Here is a 332-nt window from a genome sequence, read left to right as displayed (position 1 = left end):
CTTCACTTGGCAGGTTTTTGCTGGTTATCTTAACGTAGTCGTTACAGGCCTTCTTATAACGCACCTTTTTCGAAAATATGTAAAGACTAACAACTGGATAAGCTTTGGTATTTTCAAACTCGCAGGTCGAATATTACTGGGCTCACTAATCCTGGCGATTTTTTGGAATGCCATTACACTTCCCATCAATCACAACTTTTTTGCCATGGCTGGCGAGGAAAAGGAATTGACACCATTTTTAGTACTGATTATGACATTTAATTTAGGTGTTATTCTGGTTGGCTGGTCTTTGATCTATTTCACCTTTCAGTTTTTCTTCAACTTTAAGAAAA

Annotated in this window: 1 protein-coding gene; it reads left to right on the top strand. The window is 37.3% G+C overall.

The annotated features are described in order from the left end of the window. Positions 1 to 332 (top strand): hypothetical protein (locus tag E1176_RS20000; protein ID WP_185152443.1); only part of this gene is annotated, 332 nt, incomplete at both ends.

The sequence above is a fragment of the Fulvivirga aurantia genome (genome assembly GCF_009711475.1).
GTDB lineage: Bacteria > Bacteroidota > Bacteroidia > Cytophagales > Cyclobacteriaceae > Fulvivirga > Fulvivirga aurantia.
The sequence above is the reverse complement of the archived record's forward strand: the minus strand, read 5'-3'. Positions and strand labels throughout refer to the sequence as shown.